Here is a 23,360-nt window from a genome sequence, read left to right on the forward strand (position 1 = left end):
GGCTCGCGCCGCTCCTACAGGGGGAAATCGAAGCCACGCGATCCGCCGAACCGCGCCCGCACTTAATCCGCCGCCTGCGCCCCGCGATGCGGCTTGCCATGCCGTTCGCGCAGCACCGCCACCGCGTCGGCCAGCGACAGTCCGCGCGCGCGCAGCAGCACTTGCAGGTGGAACAGCAGATCGGCGGCTTCGCCGCACAGCGCGGCATCGTCCTGGGCGACCGCGGCCAGCGCGGTTTCCACGCCTTCTTCGCCGACCTTCTGCGCGATCGAGCGCAGGCCCTTGTCGAACAGATGCGTGGTGTAGCTACCGACCGGACGCTCGCTCTCGCGCTGCCGGATCAGGTCGTCCAGATCGCCGAGAAACGCCAGTTCATCGCCCGGCGCGCTGGGGAAGCAACTGTCGCGGCCGAGATGGCAGGTCGGCCCGTGCGGCTGCGCGCGCACCAGCAGGGTGTCGCGGTCGCAGTCGGTTTCCATCGAGATCAGGTCCAGGAAATTCCCCGAGGTTTCGCCCTTGGTCCACAACCGCTGCTTGCTGCGGCTGTAGAAGGTCACGTGGCCGCTGTCGAGGGTGGCCTGCACCGCGGCGCGGTCCATGTAGCCCAGCATCAGCACGCGCAAGGTGGCCGCGTCCTGAACCACGGCCGGAACCAGTCCCTGCTGCTTGTCCCAGTCCAGGGCGTCGATGTCCTGCGGGGTGAAGGCGACCGTGCTCATGCGCGCGCTCATCAGTGCAGCTCGCGCACCGGCACGCCGTGCTCGCGCAGCGCCCGCTTGAGTTCGGGAATACGGATGCTGCCGGAATGGAACACGCTGGCCGCCAGCGCCGCGTCGACGTCGGCTTGGCGAAATACCGCGTCGAAATGTTCGATCGTGCCGGCGCCACCGGAGGCCACCAGCGGCACCTCGCAGATCGCCCGCACCGCGCTGAGCTGTTCGATGTCGTAACCGCTGCGAACGCCGTCGCTGCCCATGCAGTTGAGCACGATCTCGCCCGCGCCCAGCCGCTGCGCTTCGACCACCCAGTCCAGGGTGCGCTTGGCCAGCGCCTGGGTGCGCGAGGGATCGCCGGTGTATTGGCGGACCCGCCACTGGCCGTCGGGATCGCGCAGGCTGTCGATCCCGACCACCACGCACTGCACGCCGAACTCATCGGCGATTTCGCCGATGAGTTCGGGCCGTTCCAGCGCCGGCGTGTTGATCGAGATCTTGTCGGCGCCGGTATTGAGCACGCCGCGCGCGTCGGCGACCGAGCGGATACCGCCGGCCACGCAGAACGGAATGTCGATCGCGCGCGAGACCCGTTCGACCCAATCGCGATCCACGCTGCGTCCCTGCGGACTGGCGGTGATGTCGTAGAACACCAACTCGTCGGCGCCCTCGTCGCGATAACGCAACGCCAGCTCGACGATGTCGCCCATGTCGACGTGGTCGCGGAAACGCACGCCCTTGACCACGCGGCCGTCGCGGACGTCCAGACACGGCACGATGCGCCGGCTCAGTGGCGTGGGAGTCAGCAACGGCGTACCTGCTTGAGCGCTTCGGTGAGTTGGAAACGGCCTTCGATCAGCGCCTTGCCCAGCACCGCGCCGCTGCAGCCGACGTTGTCGGCAGCGACGATGTCGGCGATGTCGCGGATGCCACCGGAGGCCTGCAGCAACACGTTCGGCGCGATCTCGTGGATGTGCTTGTACAGATCCAGGTTCGGCCCGGTCATGGTGCCGTCGCGGGAGACGTCGGTGCACAGCAGATGACGCAGGCCGGCCGCGGCGTAGCGCTCCAGCAACGGTTCCAGACGAACGCCGCTGTCCTCGGTCCAGCCGGCCACCGGCAGTTCCCACTGACCGTCCTCGTTCTGACGCACGTCCAGAGCGATGGTGATGCGCTCCGGGCCGAAGCGCTTGATCCAGCCGATGACCAGGTCCGGATCCTTGACCGCGAGCGAGCCGACCACCACGCGGTCGGCGCCGGCATCGAGGATGGCCTCCACGTCGGCTTCGCTGCGCACGCCACCGCCGGTCTGCACGCGCATCCAACTGGAGGTGGTGATCGCGCGCAGCAATGGCGCCAGGGTGTAGCCGCCGTAACGCGCGGCATCCAGATCGATCAGGTGCAGCCATTTGGCGCCGGCTTCGGCGTACCGGGTGGCCAGGGCCAGCGGTTCGGTCTCGTAGCGCGTCTCCTGGGTGTAATCGCCCTGGTGCAGGCGCACGACCCGCCCGTCGCGAACGTCGATCGCGGGGTACAAGGTGCTGTTGCCCATGTTCATGCCTCCAACGCCAGGAAGTTGGCGAGCAGGCGTGAACCGACCGCGGCCGAGCGTTCGGGGTGGAATTGCGCCCCGAAGCAGCGCCCGCGCCCGGCCACGGCGGTGAAGCGAGTGCCGTAGCTGGCGCTGGCCAGAGTGTCGCAGGTCAGTGGCGCGGCATAACTGTGGACGAAATAGGCCTGGTCGAGCTCGCCGATGCCGGCGAGCAGGCGCTGGGCGCCGGCCGATTCATGCTTCTGAAGGAGATTCCATCCCATATGAGGCACACGTACTCCTGGTCCTGGTTGCAGCCTGGTGATCCGGCCCGGCAAAAGTCCGAGGCATTCCACCTCGCCCTCCGCCGAGGACTCGTACAGCAGCTGCATTCCCAGGCAGATCCCGAGCAGCGGCTGCTGCAAGCGGCGGATCGTCGCGACCAGGTCCAATTCACGCAGTCGTGCCATCGCGGGGGCGGCAGCGCCCACGCCTGGCAGGATCACGCGATCGGCGGAGGCGATCGTCGCAGGGTCCGCAGTCAGAATCGAACGCGCACCCAGCCGCTCCAATGCATAACGCACCGAGCCGATGTTCCCCCCCCCCGAATCGATGACAGCCACGACCGTCATCACAAAACTCCCTTGGTACTCGGTAGTTCACTCCCTTGACGAGCGACCGCTTGGCGCAGCGCCCGCGCCACCGATTTGAAGCAGGCCTCTATTTTGTGGTGATCGTTATCACCTTTTACGTTCAGATTCAGGTTCAGGCCCGAGGTCTCGCACAGCGATCGGAAAAAGTGCGCCAGCAACTCGGTGGGGAAATCGCCGACGCGCTCGCGGGCGAAACTGCCGGAGAACACGAAATACGGGCGCCCGGAAAAATCCAGGGCCGCGCGCGCCAGGGTTTCGTCCATCGGTAGCACGAATTCGTGCGCAGCCGGCTGATCCGCGGTGGCGTGCGCGTCCTGTGCATCGCCCTTATCGCTTTCACCGCTTTGCGAGGCACCCACCTCGCCTTCCCTTTGCAAAAGGGGGGCCAGGGGGGATTCGCTTTTGCTTTCAATAACCTCTCCCTGCCCCGCGCGCGGATCGAACCCATACCGGCCGATCCCGCGCTTGTCGCCGAGCGCCTCGCGCAGGGCCTGGCCCAAGGCCAGCGCGCTGTCTTCGATGGTGTGGTGTTCGTCGATGTGCAGGTCGCCCTCGCAGCGCAGCTCCAGGGCGAAGCCGCCGTGCTTGCCGAGCTGTTCGAGCATGTGATCGAAAAACCCCAGCCCGGTGTGCACCTTGGGGTCGGCGACGCGGTCCAGGTCCACCGCGACCTCGATCCGGGTTTCCTTGGTGTTGCGCTGCACGCGCGCGGTGCGCGGGCGATCGGCCAAGGCGTGGGCGATCCCGGCCCAGTCCCACTCGCCGCCGAACTGCTGCGTGCGCAGTTGGAACGCGCGGATGCCCAGATTGACGGCGAAGCCGTTATCGGTTTCGCGGTCGCCGACCATCGCCGAGCGTTCCCAATCGATGCCGCGGTCTTTGAGCAAGGGCAAGGCCAGGCCGATTCCCGGCTTGCGTGTGGGCAGGTTCTCGCTGGGGAAGCTGCTGTCGATCAGCACGTCGCGGAACACGATGCCCTGGCTTTCGAAGATCTGCATCATCAACTGGTGCGGGCCGTCGAAGCTCCAGCGCGGAAACGCGTCGGTGCCCAACCCGTCCTGGTTGGTGATCATGACGAACTGGTAGCCGGCGTCGCGCAGTTTCAGCATCGCCGGGATCACCCCGCGCACGAAGCGCAGCTTGGGATAGCTGTCGATCTGGAAATCGGCCGGCTCCTCGATCAAGGTACCGTCGCGGTCGACGAACAAGATCGGCGTCAGCGCGCTCATGCCGCCGCTCCGCACGCGCGCGAAATCCGGGTCAGCACTTCGATCACCGCCGCGTTCTGCTCCGGCGTGCCCAGGCTGATGCGCAAGGCATCGCCGAGCTGCGGCGCGTGACGGAAATCGCGCACCACCACGCCGGCATCGAGCAGACCGTCGAAGGCCGCCTGCGGATCGTCGAAGCGCGCCAGCAAGAAGTTCGCCTGCGAGGGATACACGCAACGCACGCCCGGTAGCGCTCGCAGCGCCTGATAGAGTTTCTCGCGCTCGCTCATGGCCGTGGCGATGCGCGCCTTGGTGGTGTTTGCCGGTACTTCGGCCAGCGCGCGCAAGGCCAGATTCACGCACGGCGTGGGCAGCGGATACGGCGCCTGGCAGCGTTGCATCGCCGCGATCAGGCCGGCATCGGCGATCACGCTGCCGATCCGCGCCGCGGCCAGCGCGTGCGCTTTGGACAAGGTGCGCAGCACGGCGATGTTGCGCTGGCGTCCGAGCAGACGCACCGCCGAGGCGCCGCCGGCGAACTCGATGTAGGCCTCATCGACCACCACCAGCGCACGGCCGCGCAAGCGCAAGGCCAAGGCTTCGATCTCCTCCAGCGGCAACAAGCTGCCGGAGGGATTGCCGGGCGAGCACAGGAACACCAACTTGGCCTGCTCGCTTTCGGCCGTCTGCGCCAGCGCGGCGAAATCGCAGGCGAAGCCGGCCGGCGTATCGCGCAGCGCCACCTCGACGATGCGGGTGCCGTGCAGGCGCGCGTTGACCGCGTACATGCCGAAGGTCGGCGGCGTGATCACGATCGCATCGCCGCCGGGGCGGCAGAACGCGCGCACCAGCAGATCGATCGCCTCGTCGCTGCCGCGTCCGGCCAACAACTGCTGCGGATCGCAGCCGTAGAGCTGGGCCAAGGCCTCGCGCAACAGCCGCGGCTGCGGATCGGGGTAGCGCCGCACCGCGCCCTCGCCGTCGGCGACGCTGGGCCAGGCGGCTTCGTTGGCGTTGAGCCAGACCCGGCCGCTGCGTTTCTCGCTGCGCGCCGAGCTATAGCCGGCGAAATCGCGCAAGTCTTCGCGCAACAGGTTCATGGGGTTGTCGTCGATCATGTCTGGTTCTTCTTGCCCGATTCTTAAGCGGCTTGCCGCTTGTACCTTCGACGGCTTCATGCCTGCTTGCGCGGCGGGTCCAATTTTACTGAGTGCCGTATCGCCAACCTGCGCAATCGTATCCCGACCGCCTCGGCATGAGCATCCAGACCTTCGGCGGTGGCCAGTTCGATCGCGCAAGGACCGATCGCCTCCAGACCATAGGGCTGCACCTCCTGCACCGTGATCGCAACCTGGAAGGCAGCCACGTTGAGGCCGCCCGCGTACCGCGCCGCGCCGCTGGTGGGCAGGACGTGATTGGTGCCGCTGCAATAGTCGCCCAGCGCCTCGGGCGTGAAATCGCCGAGAAACACCGAGCCTGCCACTTCCACCGCCGGCAGCCGTTCGCGCGCGTCGCGCAGCGCCAGGATCAGGTGTTCGGGCGCGTAGCGGTTGCTGACGTCCACCGCCGTGGCGATCGAATCGACCTGGATCGAACGCGAGGACTGCAACGCGATGCGCGCGGTGTCGGCGCGCGACAGCCCCGCCAACTGCTTCTCCAGCTCGACATCGACCGCATCGAGCATGGCCGCATCGTCGCTGAGCAGAATCACCTGCGAATCCGGCCCGTGTTCAGCCTGCGACAACAGATCGGCGGCAACGAAGTCGGGATAGGCCTCGGCATCGGCGATCACCAGCACTTCCGAAGGGCCGGCCGGCATGTCGATGCCGGCACCGCCTTCGATCAGCGCGACCTGGCGCTTGGCTTCGGTCACGAAGGCATTGCCCGGTCCGAACAACTTGTCGCACTGGCCGATGCTTTGGGTGCCGAACGCCATCGCCGCGATCGCCTGCGCGCCGCCGACCTTGTAGACGCGGACGATGCCGCAGCAACGCGCGGCGTACAGCACCGCCGGATCGGCCGTGCCGTCGCGCCGCGGCGGCGTGCACAGCGCGACCTCGCGGCAACCGGCGAGCAACGCCGGGATGCCGAGCATCAAGGCGGTCGACGGCAGCGGCGCGGAACCGGCCGGCACGTACAAGCCGACCCGGCGGATCGGCCGCAGAATGCGTTCGCAGCGCACGCCCGGCGCGGTATCCAGCGCGTAAGGCTGGGTCATGCCGGCCTGATGGAAGGCGCGGATGCGCTCGGCGGCTTCGTCGATCGCTGCGCGCAGCTCCGCCGACAGGCTGGCCTGGGCGGCATCGAATTCTTCCTCGCTGACCGCGAAGCGCTCCGGCGCCTGGCCGTCGAAACGCTCGGCATAACGGCGCAGCGCGGCGTCGCCTTCGCTGCGGACCGCGGCGATGATCTCGGCGACCGCGTCTGCGGTGGCCTGGCGGGTTTCCTGCGCCGGCCGCCGCAGCAAGGCCTCGCGCTGCTGCGGGTCGAGCGCGCTCCAGTCGTAACGTTGCATCAGCGCGCTCATGCCAGCATGCCTTCCACCGGCAGCACCATCAGCCCGCGCGCGCCGGCGCGCTTGAGTTCCTCCAGCCGCTGCCAGGTCACCGCGCCGTGGCACAGCGCCTGCAGGGCGATGTCATCGCTGCTGTCCAGACGCATCACCGTCGGCGCTTCCGCGTCGGGCAGCATCGGCAGCAATTCGTCGAGCAGCGCGCGCGGCGCCTGGAACATCAGCAGCTTGCTGTTGCGCACGCGCAGCGCGCCGTCGAGGCGGCGCAACAGCAGGTCGGCGAGTTCGCCGCGCACATCGTCGAAGCCGTCGACCGGACCGGCCAGCACCGCTTCGCTTTCGATCAGGGTCTGCACCGCCTTGAGCTGGTTCGCGCCGAGAGTGGCGCCGCTGGAAACCAGATCGCAGATCGCCTCGGCTTGGCCCAGCCGCGGCGCGATTTCGACCGAACCCGACAGCAGCACCACCTTCGCATCCACACCCTGCTCGGCCAGCCATTGCGACAACAGCGCCGGGTAGCTGGTGGCGATGCGCTTGCCGGCCAGTTGCTGCGGACCTTCCCACTGCCAGGCGTCGGGCACCGCCAGCGCCAGCCGGCAGCCGCCGAAGCCGAGGGCGCGCCATTCGCGGAACGCCGCCGCGCGGCCGCTGCCGCGGCGGTCGCCGTCCTGCTCCAGCAACACGTTGCGCCCGACCACGCCCAGGTCGCAGACGCCGTCGGCGATCAGGCCGGGAATGTCGTCGTCGCGCACCAGCAACAAATCCACCGGCAGGGTTTCGCCGTAGCAGAACAAGCGGTCGCGGCTTTCGCGCCAACTCAGGCCGCAGGCCGCGAGCAGGGCGCGCGCCGGTTCGGCCAGACGGCCGGACTTCTGGATCGCGATGCGCAGGCGGTCACGCGCTGCGGCGCTGGCGGGAGGGCTCATGAACGGGTCTCGAAAGGAAGTGGGGTGCGGCGTGGAAAGCAGGTCGGCGCGAGGGCCGTGGACGGACGGCCGCCGTCAGCGGTGTCGCGCCGCGCGCCGATGCAGGGCCGCGGCATAGCCGCCGGAGCCGCGCTCGAACACCCGCGCCACCCGGCCGATGGTGGTCACGCTGACCTGAGTGCGATCGTGAATTTCGCGGTACGGCACGCCCTCGCTGAGCAAGGGCACCACCCGCCAGCGATCGCTCATCGCCTCCAGCTCGGCCGGCGTGCACAGGTCTTCGAGGAAGGCGCGCACTTGCTCGGGCGTGCGCATGGCGGCCAGCGCCGTGGCCAGGTCGGCGATCGAATCTTCGGTCTGGTCGCTGTCGGTGGAACGGCGCTTCATCGTGGAGAACCTTGCTGTGCCTGGTTTCGCGCCGGACGTGGCGCGTATTTATGGCGCGTATTCATGGTGGAAATCGGATGTGGAGTTGGTGACTGGGTGGCGTTCGACCGTCGGCTTCGACCGATCCGCCGCCGCCCGGCTCATGCCCCGGACTCGAACAAGCGCGTTAATGTACTAACGCGTTAATACATTATCGATCCGCCGAACGGTCGTCAAGTCGGCCTACACGGCGGCGAATTTGCGTTAAGAAGTCAGGCATGCCCTCAAGCCACGCCCGTGTCCCCCGACCGCCCCGTCCCGCCGCGACGCAATGGCCTGCGTCGATACCCCGCCAAGGAAGATGAACACGATGCCTGCCCGCGCCCCGAGCCGCCCGCATCCCGCCGCCGCGCCGCGCGCATGGCTGCTCGCGTTGCTGTGCCTGATCGCCGTCTGCTGGACCCAGGCCGCGCTCGCACAAAGCGTGCTGGATCTGGACCGGTCGACCCGCGAGGTCGCGTTGGCGCCGTTCACCGCCTACCACCACGACCAGGACGGCGCGCTCGATCTGGCCGGCGCGCAGCGCCTGCTCGCGCAAGGCAAGTTCAACCCGGTGCCCGACAACAACAGTTCCTTCGGCTTCCAACCGGGCGCCTACTGGTTCCACATCGCCGCGCTGAACCGCAACGCCGAAGTGCCGCATTGGTTGCTGGTGCAAGGCTTCGCGCTCAGCGACCGGCTGGACGTCTATACGCAGCCGCGCGGCGGCGCGGTCGCCCACCAGCTCGGCGGCGACAGCCAGCCGTTCAGCGCGCGCGCGATCCGTTACCGCCACCCCAACTTCCAGATCGATCTGCCGCCGGACCGGATCGTCGATATCTATGTACACGTGCAAAGCGAAAGCTCGATGCAAGTGCCGCTGACCCTGTACACGCCCAACGCCTTCACCGAGCTGGCGCGCGATGCGCAATTCGGCATCGGCCTGTACTACGGCATCCTGATCGCGCTGTTCTTCTACAACCTGGTGCTGTGGCTGACCCTGCGCGACAGCAGCTACTTCTGGTACCTGTTCCACATCTGCGCCTTCGGCCTGGTGCTGCTGACGCTCAACGGGCTGGGCTTCGAATACCTGTGGCCGAACTCACCGTGGCTCGCCGATCACTCGGTGCCGCTGTCGATCTGCCTGGCCCAGGTCGGCATGCAGCAGTTCGCGCGCAATTTCCTCGGACTGCAGCAACGATGGCGGTTCGGCGATTGGATCGGGCTGGGGATGATCGCGTTCTTCGTCGCGCTCGGCATCGCCGCGACCCAGATGCCCTACCGCATCGCCACGCCGATCGCCTCGGCGGCGGTGTTCGTCAGCATCGCCTGGATCGCGGTGGAAACCATCGTGGTGATGCGCCGGGGCTACAAACCGGCGCGGCTGTTCCTGCTGGCGTGGTCGGCATTCCTGCTCGGCACCGGCATGTTCGCGGCGATCGCCTTCGACCTGCTGCCGAAGATGTTCATCACCGAATACGGCGTGCAGATCGGCTCGGCCCTGGAAATGCTGCTGCTGTCGGTCGCCTTGGGGTATCGCTACGCCTCGCTGCGCAACGAGAACGAACGGGTGGTGCGCGAAGCCAAGGAACAGTTGGAACACAAGGTCGAACAACGCACCACCGAGTTGCGCGCCACCTTGGAACAGTTGGAAGACGCGCACACCCGCCTGCGCGAGACCTCGCAGCGCGACTCGCTGACCGGCCTGCACAATCGCAGCCATTTCCGCGAAGCGTTCGAGGCCTTGCTGCATCGCTCGCGGCGCCAGCGCCGGCCGTTGGTGCTGTTGATGATCGACCTGGATCACTTCAAACAGATCAACGATCACCACGGCCATCTGGTCGGCGACGAATGCCTGCGTTGGGCCGCCGGCCTGATCGCCCAGGTGATGATCCCGCAACACGCCCTGCTGGCCCGGTTCGGCGGTGAGGAATTCGTCGCGGTGCTGCCCGATCACGACATCGACAGCGGCGCGCGCGTGGCCGAACAACTGCGCTCGCGCTTGAGTTCGCAGCCCTGCCCCAGCCGCAGCCACGACATCCCGGTCACCGCCAGCATCGGCGTGCACGAGATCACCCCGGACTCGGACATGGGCGTGGAAGCGGCGCTGCAATTCGCCGATCAGGCCCTGTATCTGGCCAAGGCCGAAGGCCGCGACTGCGTGCGGGTATGGGGCGCGGCGGCGGCTTGAGCCTCCAAGAAAACCGAAACGCGAAGTCTCTTGTGGGAAGGGCTTCAGCCCCGACGCTTTCCGCTCAGATCGCCACGCAGACTCAAATCTGAAATCCAAAAAAATACAATTCCCACAGGCATGCACGAAGTCTTTTGTGGGAGGGGCTTGAGCCCCGACGCTTTTTTCTCGGATCGCCAGGCATATGGGTTCGAGCAAAAAATCTCGCGGCGAGCTGAGCGAAAAGCGTCGGGGCTCAAGCCCCTCCCACAAAAGACCTCAGACCCCGTAGGGAACGAGCAGCCGATCAGCCCGGCGGCGCGTACAAAACATCCTGCCGCTCGGCGAGCTCGTTCAGCCGCGCACATTCCTCCGCCGACAGCAGACCTTCCACAGTGAAGACGCGTTGGTTGTGATGGATCGTGTTCATGGCGGCCTCGAATCGGAGCGGACACCGCAAGCAACGGGGAAGCAGATCGGAGAGCGCCCCTCGCCCCAACCCCTCTCCCGCTGGCGGGAGAGGGGCTCGACTTGCCCGGGCGGAAGCAACCGCCGGCCGCCGAAACCGCGCAGGTATCAGTCCTGCATACCCGCGCGCACCGCCGACAGCACCGTACCTTCGCGCACCAGTTGCACCGCGGTCGCCACTTCGCCGTCGAGCGCGCGATCGCGATCCAGGAACGGGATCGATTCGCGCAGCTTGGCGTGCGCGATCGCGACCGCGCGACCCGGACGGAACTCCTCGGCGGCGGACAATTCGGCGCGCAAACCTTCGACCTCGGCCAGGAACCCGGCGTGCTCGGCATCATCGCCGGCCGGGCCGCCGAACACCTTCGACGCCAACGTGCGCGCATCGGCGCGATCGGCCAGATCGCGCGCAGCGTTGATCATGTCGCGGCGCAGATCCAGCGCCTGCGCGGCCGTGTACAACTCCAGCGCGAGCACCTTGCCCAGATCGTCGGCCATGGACAGCACGTGGCGCGCCTCGTTGGCGCCCATCGAGACATGGTCCTCGGCGTTGGCGCTGGTCGGAATCGAATACACCGAAGCCGGATGCGCGCGGCTGGCCAGATCGTTGACGATCGCCGCGGCGGTGTACTGCACGATCATATGGCCCGATTCGGTCGCGTCCTCGTTGCCGATCAAGAAGCCCGGCAGGCCGTCGTTGGTGGCCGGATCGACCAGCTTGTTGAGGCGCCGTTCGGAGATGCTCGCCAACACCGGAATCGCCGCCTTGACGTAGCTCATCGCCAGCGCCAGCGGCATGCCGTGGAAGTGGCCCGCCGAGATCACCTGCTGTTCGACGTGCTCGGCCTTGGCGTCCGGGAACACGATCGGATTGTCGGTCAGCGAATTGAGTTCGATCTCCAACACGCGCGCGGCCTGAGCGATGGCGTCGCGCACCGCGCCGTGCACCTGCGGAATGCAGCGCAGCGAATAGCTGTCCTGCGGCTGATGCTTCTTGCCGCCGCGGAACGGACGGAACCGGGTATAGAACTTCTCGCGGCCATGACGCTGGCCGAACGGCACCCAGTCCCAGCCGATATCGAAGCTGAGCTGCTGCGCGGCCTGCGTGTCCCAGCTCTGCGGCAGCCACGGACGGAAGCGCGGCACCAGGTGATACGGAATATCGGCCAGGGTCGAACCGCCGAGCAGCCTGCACAGGTTCTGCGCGACCTGCACCTGGCCCGGATGCGGCCGCAGCGCATGCACTTCCGGCGCGAACGCACCCAACCGGCCGGCGAAGGCGTCGATGGTCATCGCCGCGGCCAGATCGGCGGTGTCGAGCAGATCCTCCAGCTTGGCCAGCGCCAGCACGCCGCAAGCCAGCATCTGCGCGGTGCCGTTGTTGAGCGCCAAACCTTCCTTGTACGACAGCTTGACCGGCGTGAGGCCGGCGCGTTCCAGCGCCTGCGCGCCGGGCATGCGCTGACCTTCGAAGAAGGCTTCGCCGCCGCCGAGCAGCACGATGGCCAGATGCGACAACGGCGCCAAGTCTCCACTGGCACCGACCGAACCCAGTTGCGGCACCACCGGCACGATTCCGGCGTTGAGCATCGATGCCAGCGCCTGCAGGGTTTCCACGCGGATACCCGAGTGGCCGCGCATCAAAGTGTTGATGCGGATGCACAGCATCGCGCGCACGATCTCCGGCGCGAAGGCGTCGCCGACGCAGACCGCGTGGGTGACGATCAGATTGCGCTGCAACTCTTCGTGCAGGGTTTCGAGCGAACGCTTCGCGCCGGGCAGTTGGTCGCGCAGGTGATGCGCGCCGAGCAAGCGGTCGGCATTGCTGCCAAAACCGGTGGACACGCCGTAGATGGGTTCTTCGCGGCGCACCTGTTCGGCCAGGAAATCCGCCGCGCGCGCCACCGCCGGCAACTGCGCGGCGGCAAGTTCGACCTGGGCGCCGTAAGCCACGGCGACGAGTTGCGACCGCGTCAGCGAACGGCCGTCGAGCTGAATCTTGTTCATCGTGTAACCTCGCCTCGCACCCTGGCGATCATCTGAACGGCGAGATCCACCGCGAACGGTCGAACCTGGCCGAGCGTACTCGGGAGTCGGTGCGTCAATGGAACATTGGGAACCGCGACGGCACCTGCGCGCCGCGGGGTGGAATCGGCCCGCCGCGACGCCGGATCGCGATCCGGTGCGTGACGAACCCGGTGACGGAACCCGGCGAGGCAGTCGCGCCGTCGGGTTCCCGACCGGCCGTGCGAACCGAGGACGCCGGGATCGAACGATCCACGACGCCGACGCGATCCGCGCGAATCCGGCCGATTTCCTGCTGGATCACTGCATGGCCCGCGATTGCTCCAGCTCGACCCGCAAGGTGCGCGCCAATTCGGCGCGCGGCACTTCGAACTGATCTTCGCGCCGCAGATCCTTGACCGTGGCCGTGCCCTTGGCGATTTCATCCTCGCCCAACACCACCACGAAACGGATACCGGCGCGATCGGCGTAGCGGAACTGCTGCTTGAGCTTGGACGCTTCCATCACCACTTCGGTGTTCAGACCGCCATGGCGCAACTCGTTGGCCACCGCCAGGCAATGCGGCAGCAACGCGTCGTCCATCTGCGTGACCAGCACCTGCACGCTGCTTTGCGCCGTGCTGATCAGCTTGGCTTCCTGCAACTGCCAGAACAACCGGGTCAGGCCGATCGAAATGCCCACGCCGGGCAGTTTGGACTTGGTGTAGTGACTGGCCAGATTCTCGTAGCGGCCGCCCGAGCAGATCGAACCCAGCGACGGATAGTCGTTGAGGGTCGTCTCGTAGACGGTGCCGGTGTAGTAATCCAGGCCGCGCGCGATCGAGAAGTTCAGCGCGTAATTCTGTTCCGGCACGCCCAGCGCGCGGATCAGCTCGATCACTTCACGCAGTTCGGCCACGCCTTCGCGCAACGACTGATTGCCGTCGCCCAACGCGGCCAGCTTGGCCAGCGCGTCCTCGTGCGAGGTCGAACGCACTTCGACGAAGGCCAGGATGGTCGCCACCGCGTCCGCGGCCAGGTCGAAGCCGGGTCCGGTCAGGGTATCGCGCACATAGTCCGCGCCGCGTTTGTCGAGTTTGTCGATCTCGCGCAGCACCAGCGCCTGCAACTCGCCCTCGGCCACACCCTGGGCCTCGAAGAAGCCGCGCAGCAGCTTGCGGTTGTTGAGCTGGATGGTGAAGGCGCCGATATCGAGTTCGGAGAACACCGCGTAGATGCAGGCCGGCAATTCGGCGTCGTAACGCACGCTCAGCGCGTCCTTGCCGACCACGTCGATGTCGCACTGGTAGAACTCGCGGAAACGGCCGCGCTGCTGGCGCTCGCCGCGGTAGACGCGCTGCATCTGGTAGCGGCGGAACGGAAACGCCAGATCGGCCTCGTGCTCGGCCACGTAACGCGCCAGCGGCACGGTCAGATCGAAGCGCAACGCCAGCTCCGGCAATGCGGCATGACCGGACTGCGCGTTCTTCTCTCGCGCCCCGGTGGATTCGACGAAATACACCTGCCGCTCGGTCTCGCCGCCCGACTTGGTCAGCAACACCTCGGTCAGCTCCATCACCGGGGTTTCCACCGGCAGGAAGCCGAAGCGCTCGAAATTGCGGCGAATCGTGTCGAGCATGCGCTGGAACGCGATCTGGTCACGGGGCAGCAGCTCCATGACCCCGGGTGGGGTGCGCGGCTTGATCAAGCGAAGAACTCCAATAGCGTCGGGCGGTGCGTGGGGATGGCCGGATCGCCGCAAAGGGCGCGGGACAGGCCTTGCCCGCATCGATCGGCAGTGCGAATAGTCTAACGTCCGCCTTGCTTCACCGCTCGCCTGCCGCCCGCGCGGCCCGCCGGCCGGGCCTTTCCGGGTCTTGCCCGCCCGCCCGGGTGAATTCTCGGCGTCATACCCCTTGCGCCGGCCCAGGGGTCGCCGCTAGAATTCGCGGCTCACGAAGTCGGGGTGTAGCTCAGTCTGGTAGAGCGCTACGTTCGGGACGTAGAGGTCGCAGGTTCGAATCCTGTCTCCCCGACCAATCAATCGTGAGGTTTCCGTCAGAGCCCGCCTAGCGCGGGTTTTTTCGTGTCTGCGATATGCCATCAGATCCTTCCCGCTGGAAGTCGACGGTCGAATGCACCGTCAACGGCAGCTTGAATCCGCGCGGGTAACCTGTTCCGGCAGGACTGCGCCGATGAAAGCTTCAGACGCCAGTACGCACCGACGCCCTGCTTCGCTCACCGCCTCAAAGAGGAAACGGCAGCGGATTCGTATGGTGCACGACGATGTTGACGACGCTCACCCGGCATTGACGATGCAGCAACGGGACCACTTCGTTGGCGCTAGGATCCGGCCGAACCTGCGATCTGTAGACATCGCATACCGACTGCGCGAACGGCCCGCATCCGCGATAGGCGAACAAGATCGCGTTGTCCCACAGTTGTCGAAAATAAACCACCGACTCTGGGGATGGTGCTACCGCAGGCCTTTGCTGTTGAGCATGGCTTGGCAGCAGCGACGTCAGGCGGTAGAGCGCAACGGCGAACAACGCGGGTCGTACTGGACTAAGGACGGATGGCGAAAACCGGCTCGGGCCGGCGTGGAAGCGATCGGCCCGGATGACCCGTACGCGGCGAAGGTCCGAACCCGTGCATCGGCTCGACGCGATCACGGTGAATGTAACCGGCGCTCCCAGGCCGATGCCGCGCTCGGTGCGGCCTGCGCACCCGGCTGACCATCGCGGCGGCGCGGCGGGCCGGCGCTCGTCCGGCGGCATCCTCAGAACTCCCAAGGCAAACAGCCCCCACGGAGCGCTCGCGTCGTCCCGAAGCGACTGCGCGGCCGAGAATGCGTTGCGCCCGTCGTTGGCGCCGCCGCAGTTGAGCGCGCGGGTCCGCGCTGAAGCCCTGATAGCCGCAGGTTCGGCCGTCACCGCCATCGACTTCCACCTCGATCACGCCGTGACGCACCGGCCTCGCCCGGGCCCGAAATCGTGAGCCCTGTCGCCTTGCGCGGGCATTTACGCGGTCGCCAAAGGAAAAATCACAAAAAAAGGAAGTTTTCCTCCGGGCCGGCGCCGGCGCCGGCGACTACGGTGGCGTCCATCGACCCACGCCGCACTCAGCCCATGCCAGCGCATCGAAGCCGCGTTCTCAAGGACCGGCAGGACCGCGCCATCCCTTCGGAGAACACCATGACCGGCAAGACCTGTTCCGCCTTCGTTCTGACCCTGGCCATGGCCGCCACCGGACTGGGCTGCAGCCAACCCGGCAAAGACGCCGCAGCTCCGACGCCGGCCAGCGCCGGTCAGACCGCCGATGGCGCGGCCACGACGGCCACGACAACGGCCGCCGTGGTCAAAACCAAACTCAAGGCCGGCCTGTGGCGGGTCGAGGGCCCGCAGTTCGATGCACTGAGCGAACGGGGCAAGGTCTACCTGTGCGTCGACGCCGCCAGCGCCGCGCTGATCGACCCGCCGCTGCCGCCCGCGGACCAGGCCAAATGCAGCATCGACGACGGCACCCCGAAACCCGACCTGTACCTGGGCACCGTCGAATGCCGCTACCCCGACCGCACCGTCATCGCGCGCGTGCGCATCGACAGCAACAACCTCTACTTCCGCGACGTGATCGTCCAACGCGGCGCGACCCCGGCCGAGAACGCCGAGAAGACCAGCGTCTTCGCCGAATGGACCGGCCCGTGCCGGCCGGAGCAAACGCCGGGCAGCGCCTACACCCAGACCTATGGCGAGGACGCGATGCATGCGGCCGAACTGCCGGCCGGGTCGACACCGGCCGCGAGCGGGAGCTGAAACATGGCAAGGATCTCGCGTACCCGCGCGCGCATCGGCATCGCTATCGGATTGACATGCGCACTGCTGACCGCCGCCATCGCCACGGCCTGGGGCCAGGAGCGCGCGGACGATGGCGATGACGCGACCCAGGGCATGCAACAGCGCGATGTCGAACTGCATGTGGAGGCCGTTCCGGGCGATCTGGCGCTGGGACAAGCCTGGAACCCGCCGGTGCCCGGCGAGCCCTACACCACCGCCATGGGCCGGCCGGTCAAGATCCGCGGCGTTGCCTCGCTGTCGCTGGCCGGCAAAACCTTGTCGGTCACCGTCACCTCGCGACAGAAGAAGGAACCGCCCAGCCCGCCCGATCAAGGTTGTCCCGCCGGCACCGACAAAATCGATACCGGCGGTGCGGAAATCATGAGCGATCAGACGCGTCCGCAACCGCCGACCACCTTGCAGGTACCGATCCGCAATTCGGGTACGTTCGAGACCATCTATACGCCGAGCGTGACCGGCACGCATCAGATCCTCGCCAGCGCCGGCGCGGTCAGCGGCAAGACCGAATTCGATGTCGTCGATCCGGTCGCGCCGTGCGAACCGTTGTCGCCCAAGCAAATCGAGCAACACGCCAAGCAACTCGTCGAGACGACCTACCAGACCGTGGACCTGGTGGACCAACGCGTCCAGGCGCTGCCCGATTCGCCGGCCAAGGACGAGTTCAAGAAGAAACTCGACGAGTTGCGCAAGGCGATCCAGGCCGCGCAACCGCGCGGGCAGGCGCCGGATTGGGTGAAGTCGATCGAGCCGTTCAATCGCCTGCGCAGTCTGCACCCGCGCATCCGCGAAGCCGCCGAACCCTTGGGCCGTGAGCTGCGGGACTGGCAGGAGAAAGCCAAACAGTCCGAGCAACAATCCAAGCAGATGCTGGCCAAGCTCGAACACGGCAACCTGGTCTGCGATCAGCTCGACATCGTCATCAACGCGCTGAAGTTCGTCGATTTCACCTTGGGACTGGTGACCACGCCGAAGGATCTCATCAAGGGCTGGTTGATGGAGAACGTTCCGACCAAGCTGATCGGCCTGGTGACGGGCGCGGACAAGACGCCGGGTTACCAGCAATCGATCGAAAGCGCGTGGAAACTCGGGCTCACCTTCACCGACCAACGCACCGGCTTCGCCTTGCCGAAACTGGTCAACGATGCGGTCGGCTACCTGGTCAACCGGGTTTTCGATCGCTATTGCCAGACCTTCACCGGCCCGGTCGTCGCTGAAATGAAGGGCACCGTCTCCAAGCTGGGCACGCCGTGGTGGTGGTTCCAGATCAAGGCCAACGGGGTGCTGATCCTTCGCTATCCCAAGGACGCCACGGGCGCGTCGATCGCGTTGAGCGGCGAACTGATCGGCAACGCCTCATCGTTCAAGTCCAAGGACGACGCCATCCGGGTGCTGTTTCCGAAATTCGCCAACGGCACGGTGTACGACCAGACCCGCATCGAACCGCTCGCCGGCAACGCGCTCAGCGACGGCGATTATTCGGGCTGGGACCCGGGCAGCATCATGATGGACAAGGGCGGCACGATGGTGCGCTCGCTGGCTCCGGCCTTCTTCCGCATTCCCGTGCGCGGCGACCTGCGCGGCGACCGGTTGCGCATCGAACTGCAGCCGGCGGTGATGGATTTCAAGAACAAATCCACCAAGGTCGAGCAGGTGACGCTGTCGCCGCTGTCGCCGTTCCCGAACGTGACCGTGTACGAGCTGCCCTATCCCGGCGCGTTCACCATCTTCAATCGCGCTTTCAACGACGGTCCGGTCGAGTTCACCGTCACCCGCGTCGGCGCCAACAAAGACGTCATGCAGATCAAGAACAAATTCACTCGCCAGCGCGATACCAACCGCACCCATGGCGAATTCACCGTGGACGTGACCGCCTGCAACCCCAGTTGCCCGTGAGCGCTCCCCCCTTCCCGCAAAGGAATCATCGCATCATGAAAAATTACGTTCCCCCCTCGCGCCTTTCGCGCCTGCTCGGCCTGACGCTGGCGATCGCCGCGTGTTTCTCCGCCCATGCGCAGACCCCGTCCACGCAGCAAGCGGCCGACGATGCCGCCGACGCGATCAAGTCCGAACCGGCCGACAGCGCCGAGACCGGCAAGGATCACCCCCTGGTCGGCCGCTACGAAGGCGCCACCATCCGCGCCTACAAGCAATCGCAGTTCGATGAAGCCTCGCTGCTGCAAGCCCCGGTCGACTATCAGTCGCTGGTCGAACGCAATGCGCTCGAAGACCGCGCCGGCCCGGAATGGCTGAAGCTGGAAGGCCGCCATACCCGCATCCGCTACGAGGCGCCGGCCGAGCGCTCCTCGCTGGAACTGCTGCGCAACTACGAAAGCAAGCTCAAGGCCAACGGCTTCGCGCAGGTCTACGCTTGCAACGACAACGCCTGCCTGGCCGGCACGCGCAAGGATCCGAGCCAGCTCGGCGACTTGCTCGACAACTTCGACATCGCCGACAACGGCCGCCATTACGCCAACCACGCGCGCTACGGCCTGTACAAGGCGACGCGGCCGGAGGGCATCGTCTATGTCGCGCTTCTGGCCGGCGACAGCGACGAAGGCCACATCCTGCCGCGCGTGCTGGTCGAGGTGGTCGAAACCAAGTCGATGGATGCCGACAAAGTGAAAGCGGTGGAACCCGCGGTGAAGCCGGCGCAAGCGGCCGTCGTCGAGCGCAAGGAACCGGCGGTGACCGACCGCGAACCGACGATCCAGGAGCGCGAACCCAAGATCCAGGATCGCGAGCCGAAGATCCAGGAACACACGCCGCCGCTGAAGCAAGCGCCGGCCAAGGAAGAGCCCGCGGCGCAGGTGAAAACCTCCAGCGCCGCCGAGATGGCCAGCGCGATCGCGCACACCGGCAATATCTCGGTGTACGGCATCTTGTTCGACTTCGACAAGTCCGACATCAAGCCCGAATCCAAGCCGCAGTTGGAGCAGATCACCCAGTTGCTCAAGGACGACGCCACGCTCAAGGTCGCGGTGATCGGCCATACCGACAACAAGGGCACGCCTGCGTACAACCTGGCGCTGTCGCAGCGTCGCGCCGATGCGGTGGTGCAATCGCTGGCGCGCGACTACGGCATCGCCAGCGCACGCCTGCGTCCGCAGGGCAAGGGCGACACCGAACCGGTCGCCGACAACGCCAGCGATGCCGGACGCGCGAAGAATCGGCGCGTCGAACTGGCCCGGTTGTGAGCGCTCACGTTCCGCATTCCTCCACGCCTTCCAAGGAGCATCCGATCATGCGCCTGCTCAGCTTCATGTTGCTGCTGTGTCTGAGTGCGAGCGTCGGCATCGCCGGCGCTGCCGAGCGATCCGGGACCAGCCGCGCCGCTGCCGCGCATTCGACCTGCCACGACTGCGGCACGGTCGCCCGCATCGAACCGGCGCGTCGCCAGCGCGGCAAGGCGGTCATGCGCGCGGTCGGCAACGCCCTGGGCGATGTCGCGCTGGGTCATATCGACAGCGATGTCGCTACCGTTGCCGGCGCCGCCCGCGATGCCGCCAGCGATGACGACGATGACCAAGATCGGGACGACGAACGCGCGCGCGGTTACGAGATCACCGTGCGCATGGACGATGGGCGTCGCGTGTTGCTGCGCCAGGACGAACTGCCCGAGCGTCTGCGCGAGGGTGCGCGCGTGCGTGTGCGCGGCGGCGAGCTCTCCTTGGTCCGCTGAGTCGGGGCAAGCCGCCGGGGTTGCGATGACGATGTCGCGCCCGAAGAACTCGATCGCCTGCGCGTGGCCGCCCCGACCGTGCGCACCGAAAAGCACGAGTTCCACGGTGTCGACCAATTCGGCTGGCCGCATACGGTGGTGGCGGTGCAGGAATATTTCGCGCGCGAGAGCGAAGACGGCGCGCCGACCGTCGCCGGTCCAATCAGCGTGCGCGCTCGGCGGCGGCCTGGTCCGGATCCAGGCCGGGGTTTACCAATATCCGGCCAGCAGGGGTGCGGATTCGCTGCGACGATCCGACGGCGCCGTAGCGCATCGCCCGGCGACCTTTGCCGCTGCGGCCAGACTCGGCAAATATCGCCCCTCGCTCCCGGTCGGGTTCGGCCTTGGGCAGGGTCGGAGGCGGTGCTAGATTCGCAGGTACTCGCAAAGAGGACAGGCGCATGACACGGCGACCCGACCGCTTCCAGGAATCGCCCCGGCACGATCCGGCGGCATCTGCGCCGGCGTGGCCGCGGCATGCGGCTTCGCGCGAGCCCTTGAGCGAACCGCATTCGCGCGCCGACAAAGTCGCGCGAGAACAGGCCGCGCTGAAACGCGAACTGACGAGGGTGTACGCGCAAGCCTGCGCGTCGTGCGTGCGCAAGGACTGATCCGCCCCACCGCGCCGATAAGCCAGGTGCCCGACTGCAAGGACGATCCGATGAACGCCATGTGGCACGACCCAGCCGCGTCGAAGCTGATGTTCCGATTGAATCTGGCGGCGTTGTATTTCTATGCGGGGTTGAGCGTGTTTCTGTCCTCGACCTACGAGCTGTACCAGCCGCATGTCGTCGGCCATCTGTTCTCGGCGGCAAGCGTCGTGGTGGTCGGGCTGTACGGCGCGCACTGCGTGCTGTTGTTCTGGACCGACCGCTCGCTGCGGCGGCCGTGGGAGTTCAACGCGCTGTGCCTGCCGTTCGTGCTCGCGGCGATATCGGCCTGGATCTGCTATCGGCGTTATTACCAGCAGATCTGAGGCGACGACGCGACGCAACCCTCGTCCGGGTGCCTAACGTTCGCGCCACAGGTCGCCGACCCGGGCGAAGTCGTAACCCTGCGCGCGCAACGCCGGCACCAGTGCGCGCACGATGTCGACGATGCGATGGCGCGCGTAGCCGCTGTCGTCGCCGTCGTGCAACAGCACGATCGCGCCGGGATGGATCCGCGCGAGCACCGCGCCGACCACGCACTCGACATGGCCGGGCGCTTCGGGTTCGAGCCAATCGCTGGGATCGATCGACCAGCCGGCGACGATATAGCCCTCGCGCCCGAGCCGTTCGACCTGTTCGGCCTGGATTTCGCCGTACGCCGGCCGGAACAAGTGCGCCGACGACGCGCTCACGCCCGCGCGCAACAGTTCGCGCGTGGCCGGCCGCACCTCCTGCTCCAGCAGCGCGGCCGGCGACAGGCCGCGTGCGTCGGCGTGGCTCATCGAATGATTGCCCACCTCGTGCCCTTCGGCGAGCATCCGCGCGACCACTCCCGGCTCGGCGCGCACCGCCTGGCCGAGGCAGAAGAAGGTCGCGGCGATCTCCAATTCGCGCAGCAACGAGAGCAGATCCGGCGTGGCGCGCCCCGGGCCGTCGTCGAAGCTCAGCGCCACCCGGCGGCGCTGCGGCGAACCCCGGCCGATGTAGACGGCGGGGTGTTCGGCCAGGAACGGGTGATAGTCCATGGCGGCGGCTCAGCGGGTCATCCAGCTTTTGCGCTGGCCGCGAAGTTCGTCGAGCAGACCGACCACGTTGGCCGGCAGCAACAGCACGTCGATCACCGTGTTGCAGACCGACACCAGCAACAGATCCAGCGGCCCCAACTGCAAGCGGGTGCGCGAATGCAGCACCGAGATGAAATTGAGCACCGCCATCAGCAGCCAGTTCAGCGCGGCCACCGCGAGCAGATGATGGCTGCGATAGATCAGCCCGCCGGCGAGCAACAACAACGAGGTCGGCACCAGCGCCGACTGCGCCCACAGCAGCCACCACGGCAGCATTTTCATGGTCCGCGGCCAGGAAATGCCCCAGGCGACGCGGAACGATTCCAATCGCCCGCGCGCCCAGCGCCGCCGCTGGCGGAACAGGCCGCCCAAGGTGGTCGGACAAATCCTGTAGGCCACCGCGTCGGGCGCATACGCGATCGAGTAACCATGGGCCAAGGCGCGCCAGGTCCAGGCGATGTCCTCGACCAGCCACTCGCCCCAACCGCCGAGTTCGCGGATCACCTTCGTGCGGTGCAGCGAGAACGCGCCGGCGACCACGTTGACCACGCCGATCTTGCTCTGCACGTAGCGGATCGCGGCCAAGGCGCCGATGTGTTCGTAGAACTGCAGTCGATGCAGCCAGGAGGTGTGGCGCCCGGCCGGCACGATCAGGCCGCAGGCCGCGGCGTGGCGCGGCGAGGAATACAGCGCCTCCACCGCGGCGCGCAGCGCGCCGGGCAGGATCACCGTGTCGCTGTCGATCACCGTGACCACGTCCGAATCGGGCGACAGCAGCGGCAATGCGGCATCCAGCGCCAGTCCCTTGGCGCCGCCGTTGCGTTCGCGCGAGATCAATCGGTACTGCTTGCGGCGCGGTTCCCGCAGCCACAGCGCCAACGCGGCGGGGGTGGAATTGGTCGAGCCGTCGTCGACCAGCAGCACTTCGATCGGACCGGCGTAATCGCTGCGCTCGATCGCGTCCAGGGTGGTCAGGAACGAGTCTTCCGGTTCGTTGTAGAACGGCACCAGGATCGACACGAACGGATACTGGCTCAACGTGCGCGACGATGGCCGCCGCAGCAGCCGATAACAGGCCCATCCGGCCAGAAAGATCAGGCAGGCGAACAGGATCAGAGTGGAAAAACCGACGACGCCGGTAAGGACGAATTGGCTCAGCATGGGCAACGCGCATCCGGCAGCGCGAGCGCGAGCGCCCGGGCGCACCGATGCGCGCACGTGGGGCTGCGAACTCACAGGGGTCTGATTGGCAGACCGGACGCGTCGATACGGGTGGCCGCGTTCGCGGGCCCGCACGCCAGGTGCTTGAACAACGGTGGGGTGACTGGAAAAACTTGCGGGTGAAACGATTGGTGTTACCGCGAGCGCAGTGCATTGCCGCGCTTTCGCAAGAAAGAATGAAAGCAGCAACCGATTTAATCTGTGACGCCGCCAAGCAGTTCCGCGATCGTCGCGCGCGCGATCGCTCGACATGCCGTCGCCTAT

At 66.9% G+C, this 23,360-nt stretch carries 22 protein-coding genes and 1 tRNA gene; 8 read left to right on the forward strand and 15 right to left on the reverse strand.

The features are described from left to right. Positions 1-62: 62 nt before the first annotated feature. The 9 genes from hisIE to ACTOWJ_RS00185 form a co-directional block, all read right to left on the reverse strand. The gene (gene hisIE, locus ACTOWJ_RS00145; RefSeq protein ID WP_441332559.1) at positions 63-719 is read right to left on the reverse strand and encodes a bifunctional phosphoribosyl-AMP cyclohydrolase/phosphoribosyl-ATP diphosphatase HisIE; all 657 of its coding nucleotides are present in this window, start codon (positions 717-719) and stop codon (positions 63-65) included. Positions 720-730: 11 nt separating this feature from the next. Next, entirely contained in the window at positions 731-1,522 is a 792-nt protein-coding gene (gene hisF, locus ACTOWJ_RS00150) for an imidazole glycerol phosphate synthase subunit HisF (RefSeq protein ID WP_441332560.1), read from the reverse strand. Beyond that, on the reverse strand, positions 1,516-2,265 hold the full coding sequence (gene hisA, locus ACTOWJ_RS00155; RefSeq protein ID WP_441332561.1) for a 1-(5-phosphoribosyl)-5-[(5-phosphoribosylamino)methylideneamino]imidazole-4-carboxamide isomerase: 750 nt from the start codon (positions 2,263-2,265) through the stop codon (positions 1,516-1,518). The genes hisF and hisA overlap by 7 nt, the downstream gene beginning before the upstream one ends. 2 nt (positions 2,266-2,267) lie before the next feature. Further along, a complete protein-coding gene (gene hisH / locus ACTOWJ_RS00160; protein WP_441332562.1) occupies positions 2,268-2,876 on the reverse strand; it encodes an imidazole glycerol phosphate synthase subunit HisH in 609 nt (202 codons plus the stop codon). Beyond that, positions 2,876-4,117 carry a histidinol-phosphatase gene (gene hisB / locus ACTOWJ_RS00165; protein ID WP_441333060.1) on the reverse strand — a complete coding sequence of 414 codons (1,242 nt, stop codon included), beginning with the start codon at positions 4,115-4,117 and terminating at the stop codon, positions 2,876-2,878. Before hisB ends, hisH begins: the two co-directional genes overlap by 1 nt. 5 nt (positions 4,118-4,122) lie before the next feature. Beyond that, positions 4,123-5,223, reverse strand: a complete 1,101-nt coding sequence (hisC, locus tag ACTOWJ_RS00170; protein WP_441332563.1) for a histidinol-phosphate transaminase — start codon at positions 5,221-5,223, stop codon at positions 4,123-4,125. A gap of 56 nt (positions 5,224-5,279) precedes the next feature. Next, a complete protein-coding gene (hisD, locus tag ACTOWJ_RS00175) occupies positions 5,280-6,620 on the reverse strand; it encodes a histidinol dehydrogenase (protein ID WP_441333061.1) in 1,341 nt (446 codons plus the stop codon). An 8-nt stretch (positions 6,621-6,628) separates the two neighbouring features. Continuing rightward, on the reverse strand, positions 6,629-7,543 hold the full coding sequence (gene hisG, locus ACTOWJ_RS00180; protein ID WP_441332564.1) for an ATP phosphoribosyltransferase: 915 nt from the start codon (positions 7,541-7,543) through the stop codon (positions 6,629-6,631). A 75-nt stretch (positions 7,544-7,618) separates the two neighbouring features. After that, positions 7,619-7,930, reverse strand: coding sequence for a YerC/YecD family TrpR-related protein (locus tag ACTOWJ_RS00185; RefSeq protein WP_441332565.1), 312 nt, complete (start codon positions 7,928-7,930; stop codon positions 7,619-7,621). A 349-nt stretch (positions 7,931-8,279) separates the two neighbouring features. On the opposite strand from ACTOWJ_RS00185, the gene ACTOWJ_RS00190 reads away from it, so the two are divergent. Next, the gene (locus tag ACTOWJ_RS00190; protein WP_441332566.1) at positions 8,280-10,139 is read left to right on the forward strand and encodes a sensor domain-containing diguanylate cyclase; all 1,860 of its coding nucleotides are present in this window, start codon (positions 8,280-8,282) and stop codon (positions 10,137-10,139) included. 286 nt (positions 10,140-10,425) lie between these two features. Here ACTOWJ_RS00190 and ACTOWJ_RS00195 read toward each other — a convergent pair whose 3' ends face one another. From ACTOWJ_RS00195 to hisS, 3 genes are all read right to left on the reverse strand, one after another. After that, positions 10,426-10,548: a hypothetical protein gene (locus ACTOWJ_RS00195; protein WP_441332567.1), complete on the reverse strand. Its 123-nt coding sequence runs from the start codon at positions 10,546-10,548 to the stop codon at positions 10,426-10,428. 146 nt (positions 10,549-10,694) lie between these two features. Then, on the reverse strand, positions 10,695-12,593 hold the full coding sequence (locus tag ACTOWJ_RS00200; protein WP_441332568.1) for an HAL/PAL/TAL family ammonia-lyase: 1,899 nt from the start codon (positions 12,591-12,593) through the stop codon (positions 10,695-10,697). A gap of 318 nt (positions 12,594-12,911) precedes the next feature. Next, positions 12,912-14,297, reverse strand: coding sequence for a histidine--tRNA ligase (hisS, locus tag ACTOWJ_RS00205; protein WP_441332569.1), 1,386 nt, complete (start codon positions 14,295-14,297; stop codon positions 12,912-12,914). Between the two features lie 254 nt (positions 14,298-14,551). Here hisS and ACTOWJ_RS00210 point away from each other — a divergent pair. Continuing rightward, a tRNA-Pro gene (locus ACTOWJ_RS00210) sits at positions 14,552-14,628 on the forward strand. 207 nt (positions 14,629-14,835) lie between these two features. On the opposite strand, the gene ACTOWJ_RS00215 is transcribed toward ACTOWJ_RS00210, so the two are convergent. Beyond that, complete coding sequence (locus tag ACTOWJ_RS00215; RefSeq protein ID WP_441332570.1) at positions 14,836-15,528, reverse strand: hypothetical protein; 693 nt, start codon at positions 15,526-15,528, stop codon at positions 14,836-14,838. Between the two features lie 255 nt (positions 15,529-15,783). Here ACTOWJ_RS00215 and ACTOWJ_RS00220 point away from each other — a divergent pair, with 255 nt between their 5' ends. From ACTOWJ_RS00220 to ACTOWJ_RS00245, 6 genes are all read left to right on the forward strand, one after another. Then, the gene (locus ACTOWJ_RS00220) at positions 15,784-16,401 is read left to right on the forward strand and encodes a DUF3617 domain-containing protein (RefSeq protein WP_441332571.1); all 618 of its coding nucleotides are present in this window, start codon (positions 15,784-15,786) and stop codon (positions 16,399-16,401) included. A gap of 3 nt (positions 16,402-16,404) precedes the next feature. Then, positions 16,405-18,336: a hypothetical protein gene (locus ACTOWJ_RS00225; protein WP_441332572.1), complete on the forward strand. Its 1,932-nt coding sequence runs from the start codon at positions 16,405-16,407 to the stop codon at positions 18,334-18,336. A gap of 35 nt (positions 18,337-18,371) precedes the next feature. Beyond that, positions 18,372-19,637 (forward strand): OmpA family protein, encoded by a 1,266-nt coding sequence (locus tag ACTOWJ_RS00230; protein WP_441332573.1) that lies wholly within the window; start codon positions 18,372-18,374, stop codon positions 19,635-19,637. A 47-nt stretch (positions 19,638-19,684) separates the two neighbouring features. Next, positions 19,685-20,122 (forward strand): hypothetical protein, encoded by a 438-nt coding sequence (locus ACTOWJ_RS00235; RefSeq protein ID WP_441332574.1) that lies wholly within the window; start codon positions 19,685-19,687, stop codon positions 20,120-20,122. Positions 20,123-20,562: 440 nt separating this feature from the next. Then, the gene (locus tag ACTOWJ_RS00240; RefSeq protein WP_441332575.1) at positions 20,563-20,772 is read left to right on the forward strand and encodes a hypothetical protein; all 210 of its coding nucleotides are present in this window, start codon (positions 20,563-20,565) and stop codon (positions 20,770-20,772) included. Between the two features lie 50 nt (positions 20,773-20,822). Further along, positions 20,823-21,137, forward strand: a complete 315-nt coding sequence (locus tag ACTOWJ_RS00245; RefSeq protein ID WP_441332576.1) for a hypothetical protein — start codon at positions 20,823-20,825, stop codon at positions 21,135-21,137. A 33-nt stretch (positions 21,138-21,170) separates the two neighbouring features. Here ACTOWJ_RS00245 and ACTOWJ_RS00250 read toward each other — a convergent pair whose 3' ends face one another. Both ACTOWJ_RS00250 and ACTOWJ_RS00255 read right to left on the reverse strand, forming a co-directional pair. After that, positions 21,171-21,836 carry a polysaccharide deacetylase family protein gene (locus ACTOWJ_RS00250; RefSeq protein ID WP_441332577.1) on the reverse strand — a complete coding sequence of 222 codons (666 nt, stop codon included), beginning with the start codon at positions 21,834-21,836 and terminating at the stop codon, positions 21,171-21,173. Positions 21,837-21,845: 9 nt separating this feature from the next. Continuing rightward, positions 21,846-23,036: a glycosyltransferase family 2 protein gene (locus ACTOWJ_RS00255; RefSeq protein ID WP_441332578.1), complete on the reverse strand. Its 1,191-nt coding sequence runs from the start codon at positions 23,034-23,036 to the stop codon at positions 21,846-21,848. Positions 23,037-23,360 lie beyond the last annotated feature (324 nt).

The sequence above is a fragment of the Lysobacter sp. CA199 genome (assembly GCF_052078715.1).
Lineage (GTDB): Bacteria > Pseudomonadota > Gammaproteobacteria > Xanthomonadales > Xanthomonadaceae > Lysobacter.

What these genes read in the sequence shown, in the direction of transcription:
- ACTOWJ_RS00215 (WP_441332570.1), bottom strand. Translation starts at nt 15,528, where the DNA reads ATGGCGGTGACGGCCGAACCTGCGGCTATCAGGGCTTCAGCGCGGACC.
- hisA (WP_441332561.1), bottom strand. Translation starts at nt 2,265, where the DNA reads ATGGGCAACAGCACCTTGTACCCCGCGATCGACGTTCGCGACGGGCGG.
- ACTOWJ_RS00240 (WP_441332575.1), top strand. Translation starts at nt 20,563, where the DNA reads ATGACACGGCGACCCGACCGCTTCCAGGAATCGCCCCGGCACGATCCG.
- hisC (WP_441332563.1), bottom strand. Translation starts at nt 5,223, where the DNA reads ATGATCGACGACAACCCCATGAACCTGTTGCGCGAAGACTTGCGCGAT.
- ACTOWJ_RS00250 (WP_441332577.1), bottom strand. Translation starts at nt 21,836, where the DNA reads ATGGACTATCACCCGTTCCTGGCCGAACACCCCGCCGTCTACATCGGC.
- ACTOWJ_RS00200 (WP_441332568.1), bottom strand. Translation starts at nt 12,593, where the DNA reads ATGAACAAGATTCAGCTCGACGGCCGTTCGCTGACGCGGTCGCAACTC.
- ACTOWJ_RS00235 (WP_441332574.1), top strand. Translation starts at nt 19,685, where the DNA reads ATGCGCCTGCTCAGCTTCATGTTGCTGCTGTGTCTGAGTGCGAGCGTC.
- hisIE (WP_441332559.1), bottom strand. Translation starts at nt 719, where the DNA reads ATGAGCACGGTCGCCTTCACCCCGCAGGACATCGACGCCCTGGACTGG.
- ACTOWJ_RS00230 (WP_441332573.1), top strand. Translation starts at nt 18,372, where the DNA reads ATGAAAAATTACGTTCCCCCCTCGCGCCTTTCGCGCCTGCTCGGCCTG.
- ACTOWJ_RS00255 (WP_441332578.1), bottom strand. Translation starts at nt 23,036, where the DNA reads ATGCTGAGCCAATTCGTCCTTACCGGCGTCGTCGGTTTTTCCACTCTG.
- ACTOWJ_RS00185 (WP_441332565.1), bottom strand. Translation starts at nt 7,930, where the DNA reads ATGAAGCGCCGTTCCACCGACAGCGACCAGACCGAAGATTCGATCGCC.
- ACTOWJ_RS00195 (WP_441332567.1), bottom strand. Translation starts at nt 10,548, where the DNA reads ATGAACACGATCCATCACAACCAACGCGTCTTCACTGTGGAAGGTCTG.
- hisD (WP_441333061.1), bottom strand. Translation starts at nt 6,620, where the DNA reads ATGCAACGTTACGACTGGAGCGCGCTCGACCCGCAGCAGCGCGAGGCC.
- hisG (WP_441332564.1), bottom strand. Translation starts at nt 7,543, where the DNA reads ATGAGCCCTCCCGCCAGCGCCGCAGCGCGTGACCGCCTGCGCATCGCG.
- ACTOWJ_RS00220 (WP_441332571.1), top strand. Translation starts at nt 15,784, where the DNA reads ATGACCGGCAAGACCTGTTCCGCCTTCGTTCTGACCCTGGCCATGGCC.
- ACTOWJ_RS00245 (WP_441332576.1), top strand. Translation starts at nt 20,823, where the DNA reads ATGAACGCCATGTGGCACGACCCAGCCGCGTCGAAGCTGATGTTCCGA.
- ACTOWJ_RS00190 (WP_441332566.1), top strand. Translation starts at nt 8,280, where the DNA reads ATGCCTGCCCGCGCCCCGAGCCGCCCGCATCCCGCCGCCGCGCCGCGC.
- hisH (WP_441332562.1), bottom strand. Translation starts at nt 2,876, where the DNA reads ATGACGGTCGTGGCTGTCATCGATTCGGGGGGGGGGAACATCGGCTCG.
- ACTOWJ_RS00225 (WP_441332572.1), top strand. Translation starts at nt 16,405, where the DNA reads ATGGCAAGGATCTCGCGTACCCGCGCGCGCATCGGCATCGCTATCGGA.